The sequence below is a fragment of the Sphingomonas sp. BK235 genome (genome assembly GCF_004345855.1).
Lineage (GTDB): Bacteria > Pseudomonadota > Alphaproteobacteria > Sphingomonadales > Sphingomonadaceae > Sphingomonas.
The window spans coordinates 224790-244381 of record NZ_SLXN01000004.1; the positions used below are offsets into that span (position 1 = coordinate 224790).

The window sequence follows — 19592 nt, forward strand, 5'->3', positions numbered from 1 at the left end:
GCATGCCCATCCGGTTGATCGCGCCGCGCCGCGGGCGCACTAGCGGGCGCGATGAATCTGCTGCCCCCACTGCTTCGCCCCCGCCGCCGCGGCATCGCCTCGGTCAATTCGGAGGTGCGCGACGGCATCGTCCCCGCGGGCGACTCGGTGGCGACCACCGCCGATCACGATGGCGGCGAGCCGCACAACCCGCGCTATCGCACCGTCGCGCTGATCATCGCCTGCGCGATGTTCATGGAGAATCTCGACGCCACCGTGCTCGCCACCGCGCTGCCGACGATGGCGCGCGACTTCGCGGTGCGCGCGCCCGAGATGAGCGTCGCGCTCACCTCCTACCTCGTCGCGCTGGCGATGTTCATCCCCGCCTCGGGCGTGGTGGCGGACCGGTACGGCGCCAAGAACGTGTTCCGCGCGGCGATCGGCGTGTTCGTGCTCGGCTCGCTCGCGTGCGGGCTGGCGCCGACGCTGACGACCATGGCGCTGGCGCGCTTCGTCCAGGGGATCGGCGGCGCGATGATGATGCCGGTCGGGCGGCTGGTGCTGCTGCGCTCGGTGGCGAAGCGCGACATGGTGTCGGCGATGTCCTGGCTCATCATGCCCGCGCTGATCGGCCCGATCGTCGGACCGCCGGTGGGCGGCTTCATCGTCACCTATCTCGACTGGCGCTGGATCTTCTGGCTCAACCTGCCGATCGGCGTGATCGGCATCCTGCTGGTGGGCCGCTTCATCGCCGACGTGCGCGAGCCCGCGGTCCACCGCTTCGACGCGCCGGGCTTCCTCCTCTCCGCGGTGGCGCTGGGCTGCCTGTTGTTCGGCTTCGAGCTGGCGAGTCGCGCGGGACAGGGGGCGGTCGCGGCGACGCTGATCGTCGTCGGCGCGGGCGCGGCGCTGCTCTACTGGCGCCATGCGCGGCGCAGCGCGCACCCGATCCTCGACCTGTCGCTGATGCGCGTGCCAACCTTCCGCCTCTCGGTGCTGGGCGGATCGCTCACGCGCGTGACGCAGGGGGCGCAGCCGTTCCTGCTGCCACTGATGATGCAGCTCGCCTTCGGGCTCAGCGCGGCGGAGAGCGGCGCGATGACGCTGGCCACCGCGATCGGCTCGTTCGGGATGAAGGGGGTGGCGCCGCGGCTGCTGCGCCGCTTCGGCTTCCGCACCAGCCTGATCTGGCTCGGGCTGGCGTCGAGCGCGGGCTATGCGGCGTGCGGGCTGTTCCGCCCGGACTGGCCGCTGCCCGCGGTGTTCGCGGTGATGCTGGTGTCGGGCTTCCTGATGTCCTTCCAGTTCACCGCCTATAACACGATCGCCTATGACGAGATCGCCAAGGAGCGGATGAGCGCGGCGACCAGTTTCTATTCCACCTTCCAGCAATTGATGCTGTCGCTGGGGATCTGCGCGGGGGCGACCGCGCTCCACGTCTCGATGGCGCTGGCGGGGCGGACGCGGCCCGATTTCCCGGACTTCTCGGTCGCCTTCTGGAGCGTCACCGCGATCTCGCTGGGGGCGCTGTTCGTCAACCGCCGGTTCGACCCGAGCGCGGGGGCGGAGATCAGCGGCCGCCGCTGATGCCGGCCCGGGGGGGTCTCTGGGAGGATATCGCGGTCACCGGCAACGACCGTCATCCCGGCTCCGGGCCGGGATGACGGAAGACGTTCGGCGCGGGATCGTCGCAGGGGCGGATCTACCGCCCCTTGGCCTTGCCCCATTCGCGCGCCACGGTGTAGCCGAGATAGCCCGTGGCGAAGAGCGTGTAGAGCGGCTCGGGCAGCCCGGCGAGATAGGCGTTCATGCCGCGCGCGATCGCGCTCGCCATCTCGGGCCGGGTCGCCGCGATCAGCCCCATCGGGATGCTCCACAGCAGCAATGCGTACATCACGTAGAGGAAGCTCGGCCGCGCCCGGCTGGTCCAGGGATCGGCCGACTGCGCCTCGGTCACCACCGCGGCGAGCTGCGCCTTGACCTGCTCCAGCTCCTGCGAGCCCTGGAGCCGCAGCAGCTCCAGCTTGGCCGCCTCGCGCGCGCGCGGATCGGGGATCAGCTTGTCGAGCAGGCCGGCGACCGGCGCGATCAGTCCGTCGAGAAGTGCCATGTCGCCCTCCCTCAGCCGACGCGCTGGGCGAGCCAGCCGTACAGGAACGCCTCGTCGGCGGGGCGCTTCTCGGCGAGCGACAGGTAGCGCTCGCCCTGGAGCGAGTCGATCGCCTTGACCAGCACCGCCTGCGCCGCCGCGCCGCGGGTGGCGAGGAAGCGATCGAGCGCGGCGAGCGTCGCCGGGCCGACGCGCCCGTCGAGCGGCACGTCGGGATAGTCGCTGGCGCCGCGGTTGAGCGCGTTGAGCGCGCGCTGGAGGAAGGTCACCGCGGTCGCCGGCCCCATGTTGACGCCGGTGTCGAACAGCTCGGCGGCGAGATCGGGCGCGCGCGTCGCGACCCGGTCGAGCCCGGGCCGCTGCCAGTAGGCGCGGCGGTAGATCGCCGCCGCGGCGGGGCGCGCGAACTGGCGCATGTCGCCGACATAGCCGTTGGCGCGCGCGACCGCCTCGGTGATGCCGAAGCGGGTCGCGCCGCCGCGGTCGGCGGGGTGGCGGACATAGCCGCCCTCGCGGTCGATCACCGCGTCGATGAGCTCGTCGATCATGGGTCCTCCTGGCTTGGTGGAGGAGGGAACATAGCGGGAACGACGACGTGTAGGACAGCGCTTCCTCGATCCTCCCCGGCACGCGGAAGATTCAGCTCAACACGCTGAGTCTAAACACAAATCAGCCACTTCACGCGCGCCGGGCGCAACGCCTCCCGCCCCCCGCCGTTGACCGCCCACCCCTCCGCAGCAGCGAGCGAGACGATGGCGTCACCCCTCACCACCACGCGCTGGAGCGCCGCCGCCGTGCTGGCGCTGGCCGGCGGTGCGTTTCTCACCGCGCGCGCCTGGCGGATCGCGCGGCCAGCGATCGACGCGCGCACCCGCCGCCGCCTCGCGCCGCACGCGCGCGCCGTCGCGCACCCGAGCGCGACCGGGATCGAGGTGGCGTGATGCGGGTCCATCATCTCAATTGCGGCACCTGCTGCCCCGCCGGCGGCGCGCTGTTCGACGGCAGCAGCGCGGGCACGCGCGCGCATCTGGTGTGCCATTGCCTGCTGATCGAGAGCGAGGCGGGGCTGGTGTTGGTCGACACCGGCTATGGCACGCGCGACGTCGCCGCGCCCGAGCGGCGGCTGGCGCGCTTCTTCCGCGCGCTCTGCAACCCCCAGCTCCGCCCCGAGGAGACCGCGCGCGCGCTGCTGATCGCGCGCGGCTTCGATCCCGCCGACGTGCGACACATCCTGTTGACGCACCTTGATTTCGATCATGCCGGCGGGATCGAGGACTTCCCCAACGCCGCGGTCCATCTGCTGTCGCGCGAGCGCGAGGTCGCGGAGGCGCGGGCGGGCGGCGCCTTCGTCGGGCGGCGACGCTACCGCCCGCAGCAATGGGACGAGGCGGAGAATTGGCGGCTCTATGCCGCGGGCGGCGGCGAGCGCTGGTTCGGCTTCGACGCGGTGCGCCAGCTCGAGGGGCTGCCCCCCGAGATCCTGCTGGTGCCGCTGGCGGGGCATAGCTGGGGCCATGCCGGCGTGGCGATCCGCGAGGACGACGGCCAATGGCTGTTCCACGCGGGCGACGCCTATTTCCACCGCGGCGAGATGGGCGGGGACGCCTATCACTGCCCGCCGGGACTGCGCGCCTACCAGCGGCTGATGGAGGTGGATCGCCGCGCGCGGCGCGACAACCAGCGGCGGCTGCGCCGGCTGTCGCTCGATCACGCGGGCGAGCTGCGGCTGTTCTGCGCGCACGACGCGGTGGAGTTCGCGCTGCTGGCGGAACAGGTCGCGCCGGCCTTCTAGCGGGGGCGCGGTCCGAGCGGCAGTCGGTGACGTCGCCGCGTCAGGCGGGCGCCCCGACGGTGCCGATCAGCCAGCTCACATCGGCGGCGGGCGCGCGCTCCTGCCGCGCCGACATCGCCTTCAGCCGCGCGCAGTCGAGCAGCTCGACGCGCTGGCGGTGGCGCGCGATCAGACCGCCGTCGACCAGCTGGCGGAAGATGCGATTGACGTGAACCGCGGTCAGTCCGAGGTGGTCGCCGATCTGCTCCTGCGTCACGGGCAGCTCGAACGACGAGAGTTCGACCCCGCCCAGCGCACCGAGCCGCTCGGCGAGATCGAGCAGCAGCGCCGCCACCCGCGCCAGCGCCGGGGTCCGCCCCACCGCCGCGAGCCGGTCCATCAGCGCGACGCGCTCGCGCTGGACGCTCAGCAGCATCGCCGCGGCGAAATGCGACGAGCGCATGAACAGGTCGCCGAACGCCGCGAGCGGGACGCGGCTGACGCTCGCGGGGGTCAGCGCGGTCAGCGTGTCGGCGGCGCGCGCCAGGCACATGCTGGGGGTGCCGAGCAGGTCGCCGGGGAGGTGGAATTTGGTGATCTGGCGCTCGCCGCCCGGCAGCAGCACCGAGGAGGCGACCCAGCCGTCGAGCAGCAGATAGATGTGGCGCGGCGTCTCGCCCTCGCGGCGCAGCACGGCATGACGCGCGATCTGCGTCGGCGCCTCGCCCATGGTCTGGATTCGCTCGATGTCGGCGGGCGGGAGGACGATCGATTCATGGAAACGGTGAAGCGGCAGGGTGTGAAGCACGGACGAATCCCACGAGGAAGCCCGCACGCTAGCCCGGCCAGCGCCCGCAAGACTCTGACGCAGTTTAACTTTTCGGCAAAATTGCGGGACCAGCGCGGATCGCTTTCCCGTCGCGGCATCACCCACTAACGTCCGCGGCGAAAGGGGAAATCGCCATTTTGTCGTCTCGCGCTCTCACCGCCCTCGCCGTGGTCCTCGCCGCCGCGCCGCTCGCCGCGCAGGTCGCGCCGCCGCGCGACACCCCCGTCGCGCAGACCCAGGCGCCCGAGGACCAGGCGACCGCGCCGCTGCCCGATCAGGCCGGCCCGCTGCCGCCGCCCCAGCCCCGGTCGCAGCCGACCGCCGGCGCCCCCGCGGGCGAGAAGGCCAAGCCCGCCAAATGGGACGTCAACGCACCGCGCGGCCTGCGCACGCGCGAGGTGCGCATCGCCACCGACGAGGGCAGCTGGATGAACCTCGACGTCTCGCCCGACGGTCAGACGATCGCGTTCGACCTGCTCGGCGACATCTACACCATGCCGATCGCCGGCGGCACGCCGACCCGCATCGCCGCGGGCCTCGCGTTCGAGCACCAGCCGCGCTTCTCGCCCGACGGGCGCCGCATCGCCTTCACCTCGGACCGCGGCGGCGGCGACAATATCTGGGTGATGAACCGCGACGGCAGCGACAAGCGCCAGGTCACCAAGGAGGACTTTCGCCTGCTCAACCAGCCGACGTGGAGCCCCGACGGACGCTTCATCGTCGCCAAGAAGCATTTCACCACCGGCCGCTCGCTCGGCACCGGCGAGGTGTGGCTCTACCATGTCTCGGGCGGCGGCGGGGTGCAGCTCGTCAAGCGCGCCAGCGAGGCGCTGCAGAAGGAACTGGGCGAGCCGATCTACGCGCCTGACGGCAGGAGCGTCTATTATACGCGCAACGTCTCGCCCGGCCCGATCTTCGAGTATGCGCAGAACTCGCGCACCGACCTGTTCGACATCGAGCGCTACGACCTCGACAGCGGCGAAGTGACGACGGTCGTCTCCGGCGCGGGCGGCGCGGTGCGGCCGACGCCGTCGCGCGACGGCAAGCGCATCGCCTTCGTGCGGCGCGACGACAACGTCAGCAGCCTGTGGGTCAAGGACCTCGCCAGCGGCGAGGAGCGCAAGGTCTACGGCCCGCTCGACCGCGACGTGCAGGAGACCTGGGCGGTCACCGGCGTCTACCCCAACATGGCGTGGACGCCGCGCGACGAGGCGATCGTCTTCTGGGCCGGCGGCAAGCTGCGCCGCGTGCCGGCGGGCGGCGGCGCGGCGAGCGTGATCCCGTTCCGCGTCGACGACACGCGCGTGGTGGTCGAGTCGGTCCACCCGCAGGTCGAGGTCGCGCCGGCGCGCTTCGCCACCAAGATGCCGCGCTGGGCCGAGGTCTCGCCCGACGGCCGCCAGGTGGTGTTCGAGACGCTCGGCAAGCTGTGGGTCAAGCCGGTCGCGGGCGGCGCGGCCAGGCGGCTGACGCGCGGCGACGACGGCTTCGAGCTGTTCCCGAGCTGGTCGCGCGACGGCAAGACGATCGTCTTCGTCGGCTGGCGCGACGACACGCTCGGCCAGATCCGCACCGTTGTCGCGGGCGGCGGCGCGGCGCGCACCGTTACCACCGCGGCGGGCACCTATCGCCGCCCGCGCTTCTCGCCCGACGGCAAGACGATCGTGTTCGAGCAGGGCCAGGGCGGCGAGCTCACCTCGCCGCGCGGCAATCCCGGCAGCGGCGTGTACCGCGTCGCGGCGAGCGGCGGCGCGCCCGAGCGGGTCGCGCGCGACGCCGCCGCGCCGCAATTCGGTGCGAGCGGCGACCGCGTCTTCATGATCGCCAACGACGGCGGCAAGCGCCAGCTCGTCAGCACCGATCTCACCGGCGAGAACAAGCGAGTCCATGCCGCGGGCGAGCTGGTCAACGACTATCAGGTCTCGCCGGTGGGCGATTACGTCGCCTTCCGCCAGAACTACGAGGCGTTCGTGATGCCGCTGCTGCCGGGCAAGCAGGCGGTCGACGTCGACATGAAGGGCAGCGCGCTGCCGGCGACGCGGGTCAGCGCGGACGGCGCCGACTTCATCCACTGGTCCAACGGCGGCGCGCAGATTCACTGGAGCGCGGGGCCGGTGCTCTACACCGCCCAAACCGCGCAGCTGTTCCGCGCCGCGCCGGCGGAGGAGGGGGCGAAGGGCGCGTCCTTCACCCCGCCGCGCACGGGCGTGTCGCTGTCGATGGAGGTGGACGCCGCCAAGCCGACCGGCATTGTGGCGCTCACCGGCGCGCGTGTCGTCACCATGGCGGCGGCGGACGGCGGCATCGTCGACGACGCGACCGTGCTGATCCGCGGCGACCGCATCGTCGCGGTCGGCCCGCGCGCGTCGGTCCAGATCCCCGCGGGGGCCAAGACGGTCGACGTCAGCGGCAAGACGATCATCCCCGGGCTGGTCGACGCGCACGCGCACGGCCCGCAGGGCGACGACGAGCTGGTGCCGCAGCAGAACTGGTCGGCGATGGCCAATCTCGCGCTCGGCACGACGACGATCCACGATCCCTCGTCGCGCTCGGCCGAGATCTTCCCGGCCGCCGAGATGCAGCAGGCCGGGCTGGTACTCGCACCGCGCACCTTCTCGACCGGCGAGGTGATCTACGGCGCCAAGGCGGCGGACGTCTACGCGCAGATCGACGATTATGACGACGCGCTCGCGGTGGTGCGTCGGCTCAAGGCGGTGGGCGCGCACAGCGTCAAGAATTACAACCAGCCGCGCCGCGAGCAGCGCCAGATGGTGGTCGCCGCCGCCCAGGCCGAGAACATGGAGGTGGTGCCCGAGGGCGGCTCGCTGTTCACGCTGGACATGACGCTGGTGCAGGACGGCAACTCGACGGTGGAGCACAACGTCCCGCTCGAGACCTTCTACGGCGACGTGGTGCAGCTCTGGTCGCAGACCAAGGTGGGGTACACGCCGACGCTGGTGGTGGCCTATGGCGGCCCGGCCGGCGACCCGTACTGGCGCGCGCACATGGACGTGTGGCGGCACCCGTTGTTGTCGCGCCACGCGCCGCCCGCCTTGCTCGCCGCGCAGAACGCGCGCCGCGAGATCGCGCCCGAGAGCGACTATGTCGACGGCGTCACCGCGCGCGAGGCTCGCAAACTCGCGCAGAAGGGCGTGCTCGTCGCGATCGGCGCGCACGGCCAGCAGCCGGGGCTGGGCGCGCATTGGGAGCTGTGGAGCTTCGTGCGCGGCGGCATGACCCCGATCGAGGCGCTGCGCGCGGGCACGATCGCCTCGGCGACCTCGCTGGGTTACGCCAAGGATGTCGGCTCGCTCGAGCCGGGCAAGCTCGCCGACCTGGTGGTGCTCAACGCCGACCCGACCGCGGACATCCGCAACAGCGACAAGGTGGCGCAGGTGATGCTCGGCGGCCGGCTGTACGACGCCGCCACGCTCAACGAGGTGGCGACCGGCACGCGCCAGCGCCAGCCTTATTGGTGGGAGCGCGCGGGCGACGCGAGCGGTGCCGCGGGCCGCGCGACGATCGGACACGGCTTCGGCGACGTGGACTGAGGGCGATCGGCGCCACCCGGCTCAGCCGCGGTGGCGCAGCGCCTCCGCCGCGCCCGAGAGCTCGCCGTCGTCGAGCGCGGTGAAGACGCGCGGCACGCCCCCCAGCAGCCGCGCATATTTGCCGCGCCCCGCGAACAGCCCCGCCATCTCCGCCAGCCGCAGGATCGGGCGCAGCGCGGCGGCGACCCCGCCCGTGACGATCACCCCGTCCCACGCGCCGTAGATGATCGCGAGCTGGCCCGCATAGGACCAGAAGGCGCGGCACAGCCAGGTGCAGGCCTCGCCCGCGAGCGGGTCCGACGCCATCGCGCGCGTGATCTCCTCGGCGCTGGTCCAGCGCGGCGGCACCCCGCGGCGGCGCGCCAGCGCCTGGTACACGATCACCAGCCCGGGCGCGGAGAGCAGATCCTCCGCGACGACCGGATAGCGCCCCGGAAACATCTCCGCGGCGAGCCGCGCCAGCTCGTCGGTGGTGGCGACGAAGCCGCCATGCCCCGCCTCGGTCGCCAGCACGTGGACCGCGCCCGCCTCGTCGCGGCTCAGCACCGAGACGCCCAGCCCCGAGGTCATCCCGAGCACGCAATAGGTGCCCGCGCGGCGCAGCGAGAAATCGGCGCCCCCCGCGAAACTCTCGTCCGCGCGCACGTCGGCGCCGTGGAGCGCCCAGGCCTCGGCCTCGAAATCGTTGAGGATCAGCGGCGCGTGCCCCAGCATCCCGCGCAGCCCGGAGCGCGACAGATACCAGCGCCCACGCGTGATCGAGACCGTCTCGCCGCGCGGCAGCCCCGCCACCGCGAAGGCTGAGCGCGCCGGCGGCGCGGGCAGCCGGGCGTCGCGCAGGAAGTCCATGATCGCGCCGGAGATGCTGACGGTGGTGTCCGCGGCGAAGGTGCGCAGCGTGTCGCGCCGCAACCGACCGTCGGCGTCGGCGAGCGCGAAGCGGATGCGCTTGCGCCCGACATGGCCGACCAGCGCCGTGGCGGCGTCCGCTTGCTCCAACGAGCCTCTCCCCTGTTCATTGTCCTGATCTAGGTGATAACGCTATCACGTCGTTCTTAACAACGACTTATCCTTGATGCGTCCTGGCGTGGGCGGCCGGAGGGTTGGTTCACGCGAAGACGCGAGGACGCGAAGAAGGGTTGTTCACGCGGAGGCGCGGAGGCGCGGAGCGGTCCACCCCGCCGCGCCAGCGGCACTCCACCGCATGCCGACGCGGAGCGAGAAACGCTTGCCTGCGGCGCAGCCCATTCCATCTCCGCGCCTCCGCGCCTCCGCGCCTCCGCGTGCGAAATCTTCGCGTCTTCGCGTCCTCGCGTGAACTCCTCTTCCTCGGCCCCCCAGACGCACCGCCCGCTCTGGCGCGATGCGACCGCGCGCCTTATGTGCGCGCGCATGACCGAGATCACCGTCGCCGCGCTGCAGCTGGCCTTCTCCGCCGACATCGACGCCAATATCGCCAAGGTCTCCGAGGCGGTGCGCGAGGCGCACGCGCGCGGCGCGCAGGTGATCCTGCCGCCCGAGCTGTTCGAGGGCGAATATTTCTGCCGCGTCGAGGACGAATCGCTGTTCGCCAACGCCGCGCCGGTGCGCGAGCACAAGGCGGTGCTGGCGATGCAGGCGCTCGCCGAGGCGCTGCGCGTCCATATCCCCACCAGCTTCTTCGAACTCGACGGGCCGCACCATTACAACTCGCTGGCGATGATCGGCCCCGACGGCGAGATCCAGGGCGTGTATCGCAAGAGCCATATCCCCGACGGCCCCGGCTATGAGGAGAAATTCTATTTCCGCCCGGGCAACACCGGCTTCAAGGTGTGGGACGGGCCGGTCAGCGCGGGGCATCGCACCCGGCTCGGCGTCGGCGTGTGCTGGGACCAATGGTATCCCGAGACCGCGCGCGCGATGATGCTGATGGGCGCGGAGCTGCTGTTCTACCCCACCGCGATCGGCAGCGAGCCGCACGACACCTCGCTCGACACCGCGCGGCTGTGGCGCCGCGCGATGGTGGGGCATGCGGTCTCGAACGTGGTGCCCGTGATCGCGGCCAACCGCGTCGGCACCGAACATGACCAGACCTTCTACGGCACCAGCTTCATCACCGACGAGCGCGGCGACATCCTCGCCGAGCTCGACCGCGAGGAGGAAGGCGTGATCGTCGCGACGCTCGACCTCGACCGCGTCCGCCGCCACCGCGCCGCCTTCGGTTTCTTCCGCGACCGCCGCCCCGATCTGTACGGGCGGCTGGTCGAGGACATCTGAGGCACCGGGCGCCGGACGCGCGGCGATGACGACCGGCACGGATCTCGAGACCGAGCTGCTGGGGCCGGTGTTGCGCGACCGCGACTGCGGCGACTGCACCGTGTGCTGCACCACGCTCAAGGTCGACGCGCCGGGCCTGCGCAAGCCCGCTGGCGTCCCCTGCGTCCATCTCGGCGCGGGCGGCTGCGGCATCCATGCCGAGCGTCCCGGCATCTGCCGCGCCTGGTTCTGCGCGTGGCGCCGTCTCGCCGAGCTGCCCGAGGCGGCGCGGCCCGATCGCTCGGGCCTGCTGGTCTCGATCAATTACGTCCGCGAACCGCGCAACTGCCTGGAGGGCGTCTCGATCATGGTGCGCCAGCTCGACGGCAGCACCGCGATCGCCGACGGCACCGCGGCGACCGTGCTCGACGCGCTGTGCGACTCGCTGATCCCGGTGTGGTTCAGCGACGGTGCGCGCCAGATGCTGATGCACCCCGAGGCCGCGGTGGCGCGCCACGTCATCGACGGCACCCCCGCCCCCGCCGCGCTGCGCGACGAGGTGGCGGCGTGGCGCCGCCATTACGCCGGCTTCGCGCCCGACGCGCCCGCGGGCTGACCCGCGGCGTCGCGTCAGCGCGCGCGCCAGCGCTCGAGCTGGTGGAGGATGTCGCCCGCGATCTGGTCGCGCGAGAAGCCGGTGAGGTCGCGCGCGCCCGCCACGCCGTCGGTGGTGGCGGTCAGCCGCCACGTCAGCGTGCGCCGCGCCTCCGACGCCTCCAGCGCGGTATAGGCGGCGAGCGGGCGCGAGCGCGCGGCGACGCGATAGACCATCACCTGCCCCTCGCCGAGCCGGATCGTCAGCGCCGCGCCCTCGCCCTCCTGCTCGACGCGGCTCTCGCCCCAGCCTTCCGCCACCATCGTCTCGCACACCGATCGCAGCGCGGGCAGCGCGGTGTCGTCGAGCTGGCGCGCGATCTCGGCGCGGCTGGCGGGGACGAACAGCCGCTTGAGCCGCTCCCCCACCGCGGGCGCATCGGCGTCGAGCGCGATCCCCGCGAGATCGGCGTTGGTCTGGCGGATCAGCCCGATCGCGAGCAGCAGCATGATGAAGCAGAAGGGCAGCGCCGCGAGCAGCGTCGCCGCCTGGAGCGCGCCCAGCCCGCCCGCCACCAGCAGCAGCGCCGCGGTGACTCCGAGCAGGATGCACCAATAGATCCGCTGCCAGCGCGGCGTCTCCTCCTCGCCCCCCGAGGCGAGCGTGTCGATCACCAGCGCGCCCGAATCGGCCGAGGTGACGAAGAAGACCGCGACCAGCACGATCGCCAGCCCCGCGGTGAAGCCGGCGCCGGGAAGATATTCGAGGAACTTGAACAGCGCGGTCGACAGGTTCGCCTCGACCGCGCGCGCGATCCCGCCCCCCGCCACGCCGAGATCGAGCGCGATCGCAGTGTTGCCGAACACGGTCATCCACAGGAAGGTGAAGGCGGTCGGGACGAACAGCACCCCGATCACGAACTCGCGGATGGTCCGCCCGCGCGAGATGCGCGCGATGAACATGCCGACGAAGGGCGACCAGGCGATCCACCACGCCCAGTAGAACAGCGTCCAATGCGCCATCCACGCGCGCGGCTCATAGGCGTAGAGCGTGAAGGAGCGCTTGACGAAATGGTCGAGGTACAGTCCGAAATTCTGCACCAGCGCGCGCAGCAGGAACAGCGTGGGCCCCACCGCCAGCACGAACAGCATCAGCAGCACCGCGAGCAGCAGGTTGAGCTCGGACAGGCGTCGGATACCGCGATCCGCCCCGCTCAGCACCGACAGCGTCGCCGCGCCCATCACCAGCGCGATCAGCCCGATCCTGACCGGATCGGTGTCGGGCACCGCATATTCGTAGTTCAGCCCCGCGGTGATCTGCGACACGCCGAAGCCGAGCGAGGTGGCGACGCCGAACACCGTGCCGCACACCGCGAAGACGTCGATCGCGTCGCCGAGCGGCCCGTGGATGCGCTTGCCCAGGATCGGCGACAGGCCCGATCGCAGCGTCAGCGGCAGGCCCTTGCGATAGGTGAAATAGGCCAGGCTCATCCCGACCAGGGCGTAGATCGCCCAGGCGTGGACGCCATAATGGTGGAAGGTGATCGCCATCGCCTCGCGCGCCGCCAGGATCGTGCCGGGCGCGACGTCGGGCGGGGCGATATAATGCTGGATCGGCTCGGCGACCGCGAAATACATCAGCCCGATGCCCATCCCCGCGGCGAACAGCATCGCCAGCCACGACAGATAGGGGAAATCGGGTTCGGCCTCTTCCGGCCCCAGCTTGAGCCGGCCGGCGGGGCCAAAACCGAGCGCGAGCACGATCACGAGGAAGGCGGCGACCGAGGCGATGTAGAACCAGCCGAAGGTCTCGATCGTCCAGTCCTGCGCCGCCTTGAACGCGCTGTCGGCGGTGCCGGGCATCAGCAGCGTGCCGCCGAGCAGGGTCGCGACGATCGCGCTGGCTCCCCAGAAGACGCGGGGGTTCATACGGGTAGCAGGCATGGACCGGTTCTAACCGAGATCAGCCGCGATGCCCATGACCCGCGCGCCGCGATGGCCGCGCGCGCGCGGATCGGCTAGGCACGGGCGATGACGCGGGCGACGGGATCGGCATGGACGCGACGCGCTCGCCGGGCGCGGCGCGATCGAGCGCTGGATCGCGGCGGAGATCGCGCAGCGGCGGATCACCGGCGCCGCGGTGAGCGTCGCGCGCGGCGGCACGATCCTGTGGCAGGCGGGCTATGGCCTCGCCGATGTCGCGAGCGGGCGGCCGTCCACGGCGCACACGCCGTTCGGGCTGGCCTCGGTGACCAAGCCGGTGACCACCGCCGCGGTGGCGCTGCTCGCCGCGGCGGGGCGGATCGACCTCGACGCGCCGATCGCGCGCTACCTGCCCTTCGCGCTGCCGCGGTCGGACCATGACGCGGAGGCGGTGACCGCGCGGCGGCTCGGCGCGCATGCCGCGGGGCTGCCGTCCTTCTTCCGCTTCGCCGCGAGGCCGGGGCAGCCGCCCGAGACCGCGGCGCTGATCCGCGACTATGGCCGGCTCGCCTTCGCGCCGGGGACGCTGTACGAATATTCCAACCTCGGCTTCGCGCTGCTCGGCGCCGCGATCGTGCGGGTGACCGGGTGGCGCTACGAGGAGGCGGTGCGGCGGCTGGTGCTCGCGCCGATGCGGCTGCGCGACGCCGTCTTCCTCGCCGAACCCGCCGCGCGCACCCGCGCCGCGACGCGCTACGCCGACGACGGCACGCCGCTCGCCTTCGCCACCACCGCCACCCCCGCCTCGGGCGAGCTATGCGCCAGCGCGCACGACCTCGCGCTGTTCGCGGCGCAGGTGATGGGGGTGGATGCGCGCGCCGCGCTGCCCGCCGCCGCGCGCGCGGCGCTGCTCGCCCCGGTGCTGCGCTCCGGGGGCGATTATACCAGCTTCGGCTGGATGGGGACCAGCGTCGGCGGCGAGCGCGTCCTGGTCAAGAACGGCGGCGATCCCGGCGCGGCGACGCGGCTGACGCTGCTGCCCGACCGCGGCGTCTCGATCGCGGTGCTGACCAACCGCGTCAACGACGCCTTCGTCGCCGAGGTGAGCGACCGGATCGCCGCGCTGCTGGTCCCCGGCTGGAGCGGGGTGAGCGAGCAACTGGCACCGCCGCGGCGCGCGGCGCGTCCCGCCGCGGCCATTCACGGCGACTGGCGCGGCACGCTCGGCAATGCCGGGATCGCGCGCCCGTTCGCGCTGCGGCTCGCGCCCGATCACGCCGCCTGCCGCCTCGGCGATGCGGCGTGGCGGCGCTGCGACGAGGCGGCGATACGCGACGGGATCGTCACCGCCATCTGCCCTGGCGGGCTCGACGGCGCGGCGGCGGGGACGCGGCTCGACCTCCGGCTGGTCGCGGCGGGCGCGCGGCTCGGCGGACGCGTCCTGGTCCGCGACCCGCGCGCCACCACGCCCTATGTCGTCACGCTCGACCGCGCGTCGGGGGGCGGTCAGGCGGCGGCGGTCGCATAGTCCATCCGCGCGAGATCCTCGATCAGCGTCGGCCCGGTCGGCACCCAGTCGAGCCGCGCGCGCGTCACCGCGCTCGACGCGGGCATGTCGAGCCCCGCGAACATCGCCATCCAGCCGAAATGCGCCGCGGCCGCATCGGCGGTCATCGACACCACCGGCACGCCCAGCCCGGCGCCGATCGCCGCGACGATGTCGCGCATCGCGATCGCCTCCTCGGCCACCGCGTGCCAGCGCGCGCCCGACTCGTGGCGCTCCAGCGCGCGGACGTAGAGCCGCGCGACATCGGCCACCGCGGCGGCGCACCAGCGATTGGCGCCATCGCCGACATAGGGCGCGACGCCCTTCTCGCGCGCGATCTCGATCATCGGCGAGATCAGCCCCTGTTTCACCGGATCATGGACCTGCGGCAGCCGCACCACCGCGACCGAGGCGCCGCGCTCGCGCGCCTCCTCGCCCGCGCGCTCGCTGGCGACGCGCGGGATCGGATCGTCGCGGTCGAACACGTCCTCGCGCGCATATGCGCCCGGCGCGGGCAGCCCGAGCGGCACGCCCGAGGTGATGAGCAACGGCCGGTCGCTCCCCGCGAGCGCGTCGCCGAGCGCCGCGATCACCCGCCCGTCCTGCGCGCAGGCCGCGGCGAAGCGGGAGAAGTCATGGTCGAAGGCGGTGTGGATCACCGCGTCGGCGGTGGCGGCGCCGCGCGCCAGCCCGTCAGGATCGCCCAGGTCGCCGCGAAAGGGCTCGGCCCCCGCCGCTGCGACCCGCGCCGCCCCCGCGTCGGAGCGCGCGGTGCCGATCACGTGATGGCCCGCCGCGAGCAGCTCGGGCAGCACCCGCGAGCCGATGAAGCCGGTGGCACCGGTCAGGAAAACGCGCATCACAGTCTCTCCTCGTCGTCGCCGGGGACTGTCGCGCTCGCGTCGACCCTGTTAAAGTAGTGACCTTATCATGGTATAACGCACCACAGGATCGACCATGGCGAGTGACCCCGCCAACCCGCTCGGCACCTATCTGCGCGATCGCCGCACCCGGCTCGACCCCGCCGCCTTCGGGATCGCCGGGGGGCGCCGACGCACTCCCGGGCTGCGGCGCGAGGAGGTGGCGCGCCGCGCCAATATCAGCGCGACCTGGTATACGTGGCTCGAACAGGGCCGCGGCGGGGCGCCGTCCGCCGACGTGCTCGACCGGCTCGCCAAGGGGCTGATGCTGACCGAGCCCGAGCGCGAGCATCTCTACATGCTCGGGCTCGGCCGCCCGCCCGAGACGCGCTACCAGCCGGTCGACGGCATCACCCCGCGGCTCCAGCGCGTGCTCGACGGCATGGCGGGGAGCCCCGCGATCATCAAGACCGCGATGTGGGACGTGGTCGGCTGGAACCATGCCGCGACGGTGCTGCTGACCGATTATGCCAAGCTGCCGCGCGCGCGGCGCAACGTGCTGCGCCTCCTGTTCGGCGACCCGCAGGTACGCGCGCACAATGAAGACTGGGAGAGCGTCGCGCGCTTCGTCGTCGGCGCGTTCCGCGCGGACGTGGCGCGCGCAGGCGCCAACCGCAGCGCCGCCGCCGCCGCGCTGGTGGAGGAGATGACGCGGGTCAGCCCCGAGTTCGCGGCGCTGTGGCGCGACAATGACGTGATCGCGCACGCCGACGGGGTGAAGCGGCTGCGTCACCCCGAGGCGGGGCTGCTGGAGATGGAATTCTCCTCCTTCGCGGTGGAGGGACGCCCCGAGCTGGGGATGATCGTCTACAATCCCGCCACCGCCGCGGACGCCGAGCGGCTGCGCGCGCTGATCGCGCGCCGTCCCGGCTGAACCCGGCGCGGCGCGCTACGCCCCCGGCGCGAGCGCGCGCGCGACGGGGCGACGGCGCCGCCGCACCGCCGCGGCCTTGGCGCGGGTCGACCAGAAGCCATAGACCGCGAGGCTGCCGAGCAGCGCCAGCGCGATCCCGCTCGCGGTGATCGCCAGCTTCCATGCCCAGCCGCCGACCTTGGCGGCGTGGAGCGGATAGAGTTTCTCGCGCGCGCGGCCATAGCCACCGCCGCGCAGCGGGTCCTGCGCGCCAACGATCCGTCGCGTCGCGGGATCGGCGTACAGGAAGGTCCGCCCGTTGGGAGTCCATTCGCCGGGCTGGCGCAGCCGCAGCACCAGCGGCGCGCCCGCGCGGCGCGGCCATTGCACGCGGCGCAGCGCCGCACCCGGGAAGCGCGCCGCCGCCTGCGCCAGCAGCGCGCCATAATCCTGCGCGGCGGCCCCCGGCACCGCCGCCGGGACGTGCGGCGGGCGCGGGCGCTCGGGCGTGCCGAACGGGGCGAGGAGGGTCCGCTCCACCGCGGGCAGCGCCATCGCCGCGCCGGTGAGCAGCGACAGCGCGAGCAGCGGCGCGGTCAGCACGCCGAGATCGCGATGGTGGTGGACGATCGCCCCCGCACTCATCCGCGCCGGCCAGAGCCGCGGCCGGAAGCGCGCGCGCGAGCGCCACCACAGCAGCACGCCGCTGACCACGAAGAACAGCCCGACCAGCGCGGCGACGCCGTTGGCGATCTCGCCTGCCTCGCCGAGCAACAGGCGATGGTGCAGGTCGAACACGAACAGCTCGGGGCGCTGCCACGCGCCGTCCCAGCGCGCCACGACCGCGCCGGTTTGGCTGACATAGGCGCCGCCGCCATCGGCATAGACCAGTTGGTGGACGCCCAGCCCGTCCCCCGCGAGCGTGATCCGGTCGACCGGCCGCGTGCTGCGCGCGGCCGCCGCGAGCAGCCGCGCCACCAGCGCGGGGTCGCGCAGCGGCGCGTCTCCGGCGTGCGGCACCCAGGTGAGCGAGTCGCGCCACACCAGCAACGCGCCGGTGCTCCCCAGCAGCGCGAGCAGCGCGCCCACCAGCGCGCCGACCCAGCGGTGGAGCAGCGCGAGCCAGCGCATCAGAAGCTCGCCTGCCAGCTCAGCGTCGCGTTGCGCCCGCGCCCGGTGTAGAAGCGCGCATTGTCGGTCGGCCCCTGCGTGTCGCTGTAATATGTGACGTAGTCGGTGTTGCCGAGATTCTGCACGCTCAGCATCAGCCGCCCGATCGGCGCGTCATAGGCGACATAAGCGTCGAACAGGCGATAGCCGCCGAAATCATTGGCGGCGGGCTGGCCCTGGAAGCGCCGCGACAGATAATAGCGCCCCTGCACGCGCGCGCTGAACCGCCCCGCGCGGAAGTCGGCGTTGAGGTTGAGCCGGTCGGGCGAGATGTTGGCGCCGTCGAGATCGGCGTCGAGCCGGCCGTCGGCATCGGTGTCGGTCCGCCCGGTGACATGGCTGTACCCCACGCCGAGCTTGAGCCCCGGCAGCGGGGTGAGCGTGTCGAGGTTGATCTCCAGCCCCGCGATATCGATCGGCTGGCGCACCACGTTGAAGATGCCGTCGTCGTTGCGGACCAGCACCTGCCCCGCGTCGCTCGACGACCAGTAATAGGCCGTGCTCGCGGTGAGCGGCCCGCGATTGACCTCCACCCCGATCTCGCGATTGTTCGAGATCACGGGGGTGAGATCGAGGAAGTCGTCGATCCGCACGTTGGGCTGGCTCACCCCGCGCAGCACGCGGCCGATGTCCGCGATCGTATAGCCCTCGGCATAGCTGCCATAGGCGCGGATGCCGCGCATCGGCTCGATCACCGCGCCGCCGTTCCACAGCGCGCGCTCGAACGCGGGCGTGCCCCCGGTGACGCGGCGCGACCCCGCGCTCGCCAGCGTGGTGTAATCGGGCACGTCGAGCCGCACATTCTCGTAGCGCACCCCGCCCGCCAGCCGCACCAGCCCCGCGAGCAGCTTCAGATTGCCCTGCGCGAACGGCGCGAGGCTGCGGAAGTCGGTGCGCGGCACCCAGGTGCGGCGGGTCTGCACCAAGGTCTGCGCGGTCCGGTCGACCAGGGCGTCGAATCCGGCGGTGAGCGTCAGCGCCTCGAATCCCGGCACCGCGCGCTCGTAGCTGACCTTGCCGCCGAGCTTGCGCGAGACGTTGCGCGACTGTTCGAACAGCGTGCCCACCGGCGCGATCGCGGCGTCCTGGAAGGTGGCGAGCACGCCCCCCGCGAACGTATCGCTGGTGCGGTTGTAGAAGCCCTGGAGCGTGAAGACGCCCCCCGCCCAATCGCCGTCGGTGAGCGACGCCGAGACCATCTGCGCCAGCCCGGTCGAGGGCTGGCCCGGGGTCTGGCCGCGCCGCGTCGTGGCGGGGATGCCGAGCGCGCGGCTGCCCTCCACCGGGACATAATGGTTGTTGCCCTCGAGCCGGAAGCGGCTGGCGACCACCTCGACGCGCGCGCTGTCCGACAGCGCCACGCCGGCGCGCGCGAAGAAGGACAGGGTGTCGGTGTCCTGGATCTCGCTCTGGTTGCCGTCATAGCCGATGCGCCGGCCGCGTCCGTCGAGGAACACGCCGCGCCGCTCGAACGCCGCCCCCGCGGTCGCGTCGAACCGGCCGCTGCGGTAATTGACCAGCGCGCCGATCTTGCCGCCGAGCGCGTCGCCCGACAGGTCGTCGCCGGTGTTGCCCTGCAACAGCGTGCGCCCGCTCCACCCGTCGCGCTGCGGCGGGCGCACCGTCACCTGGTTGACCACGCCCCCGGTGGCGCCGATCCCCTGGAGCGCGTTGGAGCCGTAGATCACCTCGATCCGGTCGATGAAGAAGGGATCGATCGTATAGCCATCGCGCGCGCCGTCGCGGATCGGCGTGGTCTGCGGGATGCCGTTGATCGCATAAAGCGGCGAGCGGCCGCGCAGCGTCTCGCCGACGCCGGTGATCTTCTCGCGCGTCGGCGAGAAAGCGGGGAGCAGCGCCGACACCGCTTCCACCGTCGAGCCCGACACGGTGACCTGGCGCGACAGCGTCTCGCGGTCGATCACGTCGACGGTGAGCGGCAGCGCGCTGGCGGGCAGGTTGGTGCGCGCCGCGGTGACCACCACATCGTCGCGCGCGTCCGCCGGTGCCACCTGCGCGCTCGCGCCGGACGCGCCCAGCCCAGCGCCCAGCATCCCCGCCGCCATCCATCCCGCCGTGTTCCGCATCTCGCCCCCTTGTCGCCGGCGAGA

General features: G+C 72.6%; 16 protein-coding genes. 8 read left to right on the forward strand and 8 right to left on the reverse strand.

Features of this window, described 5'->3' with window-relative positions; translation table 11 throughout:
• Window positions 1-51: 51 nt before the first annotated feature.
• Window positions 52-1566 (forward strand): MFS transporter, encoded by a 1515-nt coding sequence (locus EV292_RS12905; RefSeq protein WP_132909623.1) that lies wholly within the window; start codon window positions 52-54, stop codon window positions 1564-1566.
• Window positions 1567-1681: 115 nt separating this feature from the next.
• On the opposite strand, the gene EV292_RS12910 is transcribed toward EV292_RS12905, so the two are convergent.
• Both EV292_RS12910 and EV292_RS12915 read right to left on the reverse strand, forming a co-directional pair.
• Window positions 1682-2089 (reverse strand): holin family protein, encoded by a 408-nt coding sequence (locus EV292_RS12910; RefSeq protein ID WP_132909624.1) that lies wholly within the window; start codon window positions 2087-2089, stop codon window positions 1682-1684.
• A gap of 11 nt (window positions 2090-2100) precedes the next feature.
• Window positions 2101-2637, reverse strand: a complete 537-nt coding sequence (locus tag EV292_RS12915) for a glycosyl hydrolase 108 family protein (RefSeq protein WP_132909625.1) — start codon at window positions 2635-2637, stop codon at window positions 2101-2103.
• Between the two features lie 204 nt (window positions 2638-2841).
• Here EV292_RS12915 and EV292_RS12920 point away from each other — a divergent pair, with 204 nt between their 5' ends.
• A complete protein-coding gene (locus EV292_RS12920; protein WP_132909626.1) occupies window positions 2842-3030 on the forward strand; it encodes a hypothetical protein in 189 nt (62 codons plus the stop codon).
• A complete protein-coding gene (locus EV292_RS12925) occupies window positions 3030-3881 on the forward strand; it encodes an MBL fold metallo-hydrolase (RefSeq protein WP_132909627.1) in 852 nt (283 codons plus the stop codon). Before EV292_RS12920 ends, EV292_RS12925 begins: the two co-directional genes overlap by 1 nt.
• A gap of 40 nt (window positions 3882-3921) precedes the next feature.
• On the opposite strand, the gene EV292_RS12930 is transcribed toward EV292_RS12925, so the two are convergent.
• On the reverse strand, window positions 3922-4668 hold the full coding sequence (locus EV292_RS12930) for a Crp/Fnr family transcriptional regulator (protein WP_132909628.1): 747 nt from the start codon (window positions 4666-4668) through the stop codon (window positions 3922-3924).
• Window positions 4669-4826: 158 nt separating this feature from the next.
• Here EV292_RS12930 and EV292_RS12935 point away from each other — a divergent pair, with 158 nt between their 5' ends.
• Window positions 4827-8240, forward strand: a complete 3414-nt coding sequence (locus EV292_RS12935; protein WP_243693761.1) for an amidohydrolase family protein — start codon at window positions 4827-4829, stop codon at window positions 8238-8240.
• A 21-nt stretch (window positions 8241-8261) separates the two neighbouring features.
• Here EV292_RS12935 and EV292_RS12940 read toward each other — a convergent pair whose 3' ends face one another.
• Window positions 8262-9239 carry a glucokinase gene (locus EV292_RS12940; RefSeq protein ID WP_132909629.1) on the reverse strand — a complete coding sequence of 326 codons (978 nt, stop codon included), beginning with the start codon at window positions 9237-9239 and terminating at the stop codon, window positions 8262-8264.
• A 393-nt stretch (window positions 9240-9632) separates the two neighbouring features.
• Here EV292_RS12940 and aguB point away from each other — a divergent pair, with 393 nt between their 5' ends.
• Both aguB and EV292_RS12950 read left to right on the forward strand, forming a co-directional pair.
• The gene (gene aguB / locus EV292_RS12945; RefSeq protein WP_132909630.1) at window positions 9633-10496 is read left to right on the forward strand and encodes an N-carbamoylputrescine amidase; all 864 of its coding nucleotides are present in this window, start codon (window positions 9633-9635) and stop codon (window positions 10494-10496) included.
• Between the two features lie 25 nt (window positions 10497-10521).
• The gene (locus tag EV292_RS12950) at window positions 10522-11091 is read left to right on the forward strand and encodes a YkgJ family cysteine cluster protein (protein ID WP_132909631.1); all 570 of its coding nucleotides are present in this window, start codon (window positions 10522-10524) and stop codon (window positions 11089-11091) included.
• Window positions 11092-11105: 14 nt separating this feature from the next.
• Here the strand turns inward: EV292_RS12950 and EV292_RS12955 are convergent, their stop codons facing one another.
• Window positions 11106-13013, reverse strand: a complete 1908-nt coding sequence (locus tag EV292_RS12955; RefSeq protein ID WP_132909632.1) for a BCCT family transporter — start codon at window positions 13011-13013, stop codon at window positions 11106-11108.
• A gap of 154 nt (window positions 13014-13167) precedes the next feature.
• Here EV292_RS12955 and EV292_RS12960 point away from each other — a divergent pair, with 154 nt between their 5' ends.
• Window positions 13168-14520, forward strand: a complete 1353-nt coding sequence (locus EV292_RS12960; protein WP_279432426.1) for a serine hydrolase — start codon at window positions 13168-13170, stop codon at window positions 14518-14520.
• Here the strand turns inward: EV292_RS12960 and EV292_RS12965 are convergent.
• Window positions 14499-15398 carry an SDR family oxidoreductase gene (locus EV292_RS12965; RefSeq protein ID WP_132909634.1) on the reverse strand — a complete coding sequence of 300 codons (900 nt, stop codon included), beginning with the start codon at window positions 15396-15398 and terminating at the stop codon, window positions 14499-14501. The genes EV292_RS12960 and EV292_RS12965 overlap by 22 nt on opposite strands.
• 97 nt (window positions 15399-15495) lie before the next feature.
• Between EV292_RS12965 and EV292_RS12970 the strand changes: the two genes are divergently transcribed.
• On the forward strand, window positions 15496-16332 hold the full coding sequence (locus EV292_RS12970; RefSeq protein WP_132909635.1) for a helix-turn-helix transcriptional regulator: 837 nt from the start codon (window positions 15496-15498) through the stop codon (window positions 16330-16332).
• A gap of 15 nt (window positions 16333-16347) precedes the next feature.
• Here the strand turns inward: EV292_RS12970 and EV292_RS12975 are convergent, their stop codons facing one another.
• Window positions 16348-17442, reverse strand: coding sequence for a PepSY-associated TM helix domain-containing protein (locus EV292_RS12975; protein WP_132909636.1), 1095 nt, complete (start codon window positions 17440-17442; stop codon window positions 16348-16350).
• Window positions 17442-19568, reverse strand: coding sequence for a TonB-dependent receptor (locus EV292_RS12980; RefSeq protein ID WP_132909637.1), 2127 nt, complete (start codon window positions 19566-19568; stop codon window positions 17442-17444). Before EV292_RS12980 ends, EV292_RS12975 begins: the two co-directional genes overlap by 1 nt.
• Window positions 19569-19592 lie beyond the last annotated feature (24 nt).

Excerpts from the sequence above, each read along its gene's own strand:
- EV292_RS12905 (WP_132909623.1), top strand. The coding sequence starts at position 52 with ATGAATCTGCTGCCCCCACTGCTTCGCCCCCGCCGCCGCGGCATCGCC.
- EV292_RS12910 (WP_132909624.1), bottom strand. The coding sequence starts at position 2,089 with ATGGCACTTCTCGACGGACTGATCGCGCCGGTCGCCGGCCTGCTCGAC.
- EV292_RS12915 (WP_132909625.1), bottom strand. The coding sequence starts at position 2,637 with ATGATCGACGAGCTCATCGACGCGGTGATCGACCGCGAGGGCGGCTAT.
- EV292_RS12920 (WP_132909626.1), top strand. The coding sequence starts at position 2,842 with ATGGCGTCACCCCTCACCACCACGCGCTGGAGCGCCGCCGCCGTGCTG.
- EV292_RS12925 (WP_132909627.1), top strand. The coding sequence starts at position 3,030 with ATGCGGGTCCATCATCTCAATTGCGGCACCTGCTGCCCCGCCGGCGGC.
- aguB (WP_132909630.1), top strand. The coding sequence starts at position 9,633 with ATGACCGAGATCACCGTCGCCGCGCTGCAGCTGGCCTTCTCCGCCGAC.
- EV292_RS12950 (WP_132909631.1), top strand. The coding sequence starts at position 10,522 with ATGACGACCGGCACGGATCTCGAGACCGAGCTGCTGGGGCCGGTGTTG.
- EV292_RS12955 (WP_132909632.1), bottom strand. The coding sequence starts at position 13,013 with ATGCCTGCTACCCGTATGAACCCCCGCGTCTTCTGGGGAGCCAGCGCG.
- EV292_RS12965 (WP_132909634.1), bottom strand. The coding sequence starts at position 15,398 with ATGCGCGTTTTCCTGACCGGTGCCACCGGCTTCATCGGCTCGCGGGTG.
- EV292_RS12970 (WP_132909635.1), top strand. The coding sequence starts at position 15,496 with ATGGCGAGTGACCCCGCCAACCCGCTCGGCACCTATCTGCGCGATCGC.
- EV292_RS12975 (WP_132909636.1), bottom strand. The coding sequence starts at position 17,442 with ATGCGCTGGCTCGCGCTGCTCCACCGCTGGGTCGGCGCGCTGGTGGGC.
- EV292_RS12980 (WP_132909637.1), bottom strand. The coding sequence starts at position 19,568 with ATGCGGAACACGGCGGGATGGATGGCGGCGGGGATGCTGGGCGCTGGG.